Genomic DNA, 5,095 nt, shown 5'->3' on the forward strand with positions numbered 1-5,095 from the left:
GCAGACCCGTCTACGACAAGGAGGCGCGCATGGCGGCCACGACCACCGCCGACCGCTGGCTGCGCACGCGCACACCCCGGCCGTCGGCCGCGACGACCCTCGTGTGCCTGCCGCACGCGGGCGGATCGGCGAGCTACTACCGCGACTGGGGCGGGCGGCTGCCCGCGTCGGTCGAGGTGCGCGTCGTGCAGTACCCCGGCCGGGAGGAACGCCTCGTCGACGAGCCGGTCGACGACATGGAGGTGATGGCCGACGTGCTCGCCGACGTCCTCGCGCCGCTGTCCGACCGGTCCGTCGTGCTGTTCGGGCACAGCATGGGCGCGGCCATCGCCTACGAGGTGACCCGGCGGTGCGAGGAGCGCGGCCACCCGCCGGCCCTGCTCGTGGCCTCCGGGTTCACCGCGCCGCACCGCCGCACGCCCGGCGACCTGCACACCCGGGACGACGACGCGCTCGTCGCCGAGATCACCCGCGTGTCCGGCGCCGACGCCGCCGCGCTGGGCAGCCCCGACCTGCGCGACCTGCTGCTGCCGATGATCCGCGCCGACTACCGGCTCATCGAGCGGTACGCGCCCGCCGCGCCACCGCCCGTGGCCACGCCGCTCGTGGTCTACCGCGGCGACGCCGACCCGGACGTCGACGCGGACGGCGGCGAGGCGTGGCGCGACCTCGCCGCGTCCGGCGAGCTGCGCGAGCACCGCGCGTTCGACGGCGGCCACTTCTACTTCCGGCACGACCCGACCGCCCTGCTCGGGGCGATCTCCGCACAGCTCGGGCGGGTCCGCCCGGTGACGACCCACTGAGGGTGAGGGACATGTTGTTGGCCAACGAAGACACGCTGACCACCGCCACGCTGGACGCCGTCGAGCACGAGTGGCTCGACCGGATCGCCCGCGACCTGCTGGACGTGGCCGGCGGGCGGCTCGACAGCCCCGAGTGGGTGGCCGCCGCACGGCGGGCGTGGGAGGACGCGCCCGCGACGCTGCGGCACGCGCTCAAGGAGTTCCGCCGCGACTCGGGCGCGGGCGGCGCGCTGCTGCTGCGCAACCTGCCCGTGGACGAGGACAACCTCCCGCCGACGCCGAAGGCCGAGGGCTCCGTGGTGCGCGAGGCGACGGTGTCCGCCGCCGTGCTCGTGCTCGTGGCGCACGGCCTCGGCGACCCGGGCGCGTTCCGGGCGGAGAAGTCCGGCGCGCTGGTGCAGAACGTGGTGCCGGTGCCGGGCAAGGAGGAGGTGCAGGGCAACGTCGGGTCGGCGCACCTGACGTTCCACACCGAGAACGCCTTCCACCAGCACCGGCCCGACTTCGTGCTGCTGGGGTGCGTGCGGCCGGACCACGAGCGGATCGCCGAGCTGCGGCTGGTGTGCTCGCGCCAGGTGCTGCCGAAGCTGGGCGAGCAGGCCCGCTCGGCGCTGTCGTCGGCGGAGTTCGTCACCGCGCCGCCGCCCTCGTTCGGCGCGACGTCCGGCGAGGTGCCGCCGCGAGCCGTGCTGCACGGCGACGCGGACGACCCGGACCTGTGCATCGACCAGGCGGCCACCCGGCCCGTCACCGAACGCGCGGTCGCGGCGATGGCCGAGCTGGGCGAGCTGTTCGACAACTCGTTCAACGCGCTGCGGCTGACCGCGGGCGACCTGGCGATCGTGGACAACCGGGTCACCGTGCACGGCCGGTCGGCGTTCACCCCGCGCTACGACGGCGCGGACCGCTGGCTGCAGCGCACGTTCGTCTTCGCCGACCTCCGCCGCTCCCGGGGCCACCGCCCCGGTGACGGCTACGTGCTGGAGAGCTGAGCCGTGGACCTGCTGAAGGGCAAGACCCTGCTCGTCACGGGCGTGCTCACGCCGAACTCCATCGCCTACCACGTGGCACGCCTGGCGCAGGAGGAAGGCGCGAACGTCGTCCTCACCGCCTACGGCCGGGTGCGGCTGGTGGAACGGCTCGCGCAACGCCTGCCGTCACCCGCGCCGGTGGTGGAGCTGGACGTCACCGACGCCGAGCACCTCGCGTCCCTGCCGACCCGGATCGCCGCGCACGCGGACCGGATCGACGGCGTGCTGCACTCCGTCGCCTACGCGCCGGCCGAAGCGCTCGGCGGCAACTTCCTCACCGCGCGGTGGGACGACGTCGCGCCCGCGTTCCACGTCTCCGCCTACTCGTTGCAGGCGCTCGTGCGTGCCGTGCGGCCGATGCTGCGGCCGGGCAGTTCGGTGGTGGGCCTGGACTTCGACGCCTCGCACGCCTACGCCGAGTACGACTGGATGGGCGTGGCGAAGGCGGCGCTGGAGTCCTGCGCCCGGTACCTGGCGTCCTACCTCGGCCGCGACGGCATCCGCGTCAACCTCGTCGCCGCCGGTCCGCTGCGCACCACCGCGGCCGTCGCGATCGGGCCGGGCGGGGACGAGGCCGCCCGCCGTGAAGGCCTGCGGTGGCACGGCAAGTCGCCGCTGGGCTGGGACGACCAGGAGTTCACGCCCGTCGCCCGCGCGTGCGTGGCCCTGCTGTCGGACTGGTTCCCCGCGACGACCGGCGAGATCGTCCACGTCGACGGCGGCGCGCACGTGATCGGGGACCGGCCCGGTGTCCCCGTCACGGCGCCGTCCCCGTCGGCGGGCTCGTGATCACGGGGGATGGGGTTCCCGGTGCCGGCTCAAGGGCTTCGAGCACAGGCGGGGCAGGACCCGTTCGTGCTGTACCTGATCGTGGCGTGCGAGATCGCCTTCTGGGTCGTGCTGGCCTCGGGGCTGCTCGCCCGGTACGCGCTGCGGATGCCCCGCCTCGGCGGCGTGCTGCTGCTGGGCGTGCCGGTGGTCGACCTGGTGCTGGTGGTGGCGTGCGCCGTCGACCTGCGCACGGGCGGCACGCCGGGCATGACGCACAGCCTGGCCGCGGCCTACCTGGGCATCAGCGTGGCGTTCGGCCCTCACCTGGTGCGGCGGGCGGACGCGTGGTTCGCGCACCGCTTCGCCGGCGGCCCGCCACCGGCGCGCCCGCCCCGGCACGGCCGGGCGCGGCAGCACCACGAGTGGGCGATGTGGCTGCGCTGCCTCGCGGCGCTGGCCATCTCGTCGGCGTTGACGCTGGTGATGTTCCTGATCGGCGGGCCGAGCACGGTCGAGCTGTGGAACTTCGAGATCCAGCTCGCCGCCGTCACCGCGATCTGGCTCGTCGGCTGGCCGGTGCGCGTGACGCTGTTCCCGCCCAGGGCGCCGGTCGGGGCGGACGACCACACGGAGGAGGAGCGGTGACCGCAGCCGTCGAGGCGCGAGGCGTCGTCAAGTCGTACAAGGCGCACCGCGCCCTCGACGGCGTGGACCTGACCGTGCCCACCGGGACGGTGCTGGGGTTGTTGGGCCCCAACGGCGCCGGCAAGACCACGATGGTGCGGGTGCTGACGACGTTGCTGCGGCCGGACGCGGGCGACATCCGCGTGGCCGGCTTCGACGTGGTCTCGCAGTCGGCCGACGTGCGCCGCAGCATCGGCCTGTCCGGGCAGTACGCGGCCGTGGACGAGAGCCTGACCGGGTACGAGAACCTGTACCTGGTCGGCAGGCTGTACGGCTACAAGGCCGCCGCGGCGCGGGCGCGGGCCCGGGAGCTGCTGGCGCTGTTCCGGCTGGAGCAGGCCGCGTCCCGGCTGCTGCGCACCTACTCGGGCGGCATGCGGCGGCGGCTCGACCTGGCGGGCGCGCTCGTCGCCCGGCCACCGGTGGTGGTGCTGGACGAGCCGACCACGGGCCTGGACCCGCGGTCGCGCCTGGACACCTGGGAGATGGTGCGGCGGCTCGTGGACGACGGCGCGTCCGTGCTGCTCACGACCCAGTACCTGGAGGAGGCCGACCACCTGGCCGACTCGATCGTGGTGATCGACCGGGGTCGGGTGGTGGAGCGGGGCACGTCCGACGAGCTGAAGGCCCGCGTCGGCAGCGAACGCCTGGAGATCGTCGTCGCCGACCACGCGGACCTGCCCGAGCTGACCCGCGTGCTCGCCGAGGTCGGCGCGGCCGAGCCCGTGGTGGACGAGCACCTGCGCCGGGCGCACGTGCTGGTGCACGTCGGCCCGAAGACGTTGATGGAGGCGTTGCAGCGGCTGGACGCGCGGGACGTGCGGGTGCTCGACGTGTCGCTGCACCGGCCCAAGCTGGACGACGTGTTCCTGATGCTCACCGACCGCGCCGACGACGGGGAGGACTCGTGACCGCAGTGGCCAAGGTGGCCGTCGACGGCTGGATGATCGCCTGGCGCAACCTGCTGCACGTCCGGCGCAGCGTCGACTGGGCGTTCGCCGCGGTGGTGCAGCCGGTGATGTTCGTGCTGCTGTTCGGGTTCGTGTTCGGCGGCCTGCTCGGCGGCGCGGCGTACCGCGAGTACCTGCTGGCGGGCATCCTGGTGCAGACGCTGGCGTTCAACTCCGCGTTCACCGTCATCGGCCTGTCGACGGACCTGCGCAAGGGCTTCATCGACCGGCTGCGGTCGCTGCCGATGTCCGGTGTGTCGGTGATGGTCGGCCGCACGCTGTCCGACCTGGCGGTGAGCGTGGTGGCGATGCTCGTGACGTGCCTGTGCGGCCTGCTCATCGGCTGGCGGGTGCGCGGCAGCTTCCTGGACGCGGTGCTGGCGTTCCTGGTGCTGCTGGTGTTCGCGTTCGCCATGTCGTGGATCGGGGCGCTCATCGGGCTGGTCTCGCCGAGCCCGGAGGCCGCGCAGAGCGCCGGCCTGATCTGGCTGACCCCGCTGACGTTCGTGTCGTCCGGGTTCGTGCCGGAGGAGTCGATGCCGGGCCCGCTGCGCGTGATCGCCGAGTGGAACCCGCTGACCGCCGTGATCAACGCGGTGCGCGGGTTGTTCGGCAACACCGTGCCGGGGCTGGACGTCGTGTCCGGCTCGTGGCCCGACGACCACGCGCTGACCTACGCGTGGCTGTCGTCGCTGCTGATCGTGGCGGTGTTCGTGCCGCTGAGCATGCGCGCCTACCGGCGGGTCGCCGCCCGGTGAGCGGTCCTACGGCGGTAGGTGGGGCGGGGCGCCGGGCCCCCGAACGCCCCGCGCCCCCGGCGGGGCGCCGCCCGGCCCGGCGCCCGGTCCCCCCCCCG

The 5,095-nt window shown here is 74.3% G+C and carries 6 protein-coding genes; all 6 read left to right on the forward strand.

Translation table 11 applies throughout. From position 1 onward, the window contains the following. Positions 1–29 precede the first annotated feature (29 nt). The 6 genes from AB0I91_RS37315 to AB0I91_RS37340 all read left to right on the forward strand — a co-directional run bounded on the left by AB0I91_RS37315 (position 30) and on the right by AB0I91_RS37340 (position 4,997). On the forward strand, positions 30–803 hold the full coding sequence (locus AB0I91_RS37315) for a thioesterase II family protein (RefSeq protein ID WP_499641072.1): 774 nt from the start codon (positions 30–32) through the stop codon (positions 801–803). Positions 804–814: 11 nt separating this feature from the next. Beyond that, positions 815–1,795, forward strand: coding sequence for a TauD/TfdA family dioxygenase (locus AB0I91_RS37320; RefSeq protein ID WP_498783563.1), 981 nt, complete (start codon positions 815–817; stop codon positions 1,793–1,795). Between the two features lie 3 nt (positions 1,796–1,798). Next, positions 1,799–2,623, forward strand: a complete 825-nt coding sequence (fabI, locus tag AB0I91_RS37325) for an enoyl-ACP reductase FabI (protein WP_499641074.1) — start codon at positions 1,799–1,801, stop codon at positions 2,621–2,623. A 66-nt stretch (positions 2,624–2,689) separates the two neighbouring features. Continuing rightward, the gene (locus AB0I91_RS37330) at positions 2,690–3,250 is read left to right on the forward strand and encodes a hypothetical protein (RefSeq protein ID WP_498783566.1); all 561 of its coding nucleotides are present in this window, start codon (positions 2,690–2,692) and stop codon (positions 3,248–3,250) included. After that, on the forward strand, positions 3,247–4,200 hold the full coding sequence (locus AB0I91_RS37335; RefSeq protein WP_498783568.1) for an ATP-binding cassette domain-containing protein: 954 nt from the start codon (positions 3,247–3,249) through the stop codon (positions 4,198–4,200). The genes AB0I91_RS37330 and AB0I91_RS37335 overlap by 4 nt, the downstream gene beginning before the upstream one ends. Further along, positions 4,197–4,997, forward strand: coding sequence for an ABC transporter permease (locus tag AB0I91_RS37340; RefSeq protein WP_498783570.1), 801 nt, complete (start codon positions 4,197–4,199; stop codon positions 4,995–4,997). The genes AB0I91_RS37335 and AB0I91_RS37340 overlap by 4 nt, the downstream gene beginning before the upstream one ends. Positions 4,998–5,095 lie beyond the last annotated feature (98 nt).

The sequence above is a fragment of the Actinosynnema sp. NPDC049800 genome (genome assembly GCF_040656635.1).
Classification (GTDB): Bacteria; Actinomycetota; Actinomycetes; order Mycobacteriales; family Pseudonocardiaceae; genus Actinosynnema.

Coding starts and splice junctions, on each gene's coding strand:
- AB0I91_RS37315 (WP_499641072.1), top strand. CDS start 30: ATGGCGGCCACGACCACCGCCGACCGCTGGCTGCGCACGCGCACACCC.
- AB0I91_RS37320 (WP_498783563.1), top strand. CDS start 815: ATGTTGTTGGCCAACGAAGACACGCTGACCACCGCCACGCTGGACGCC.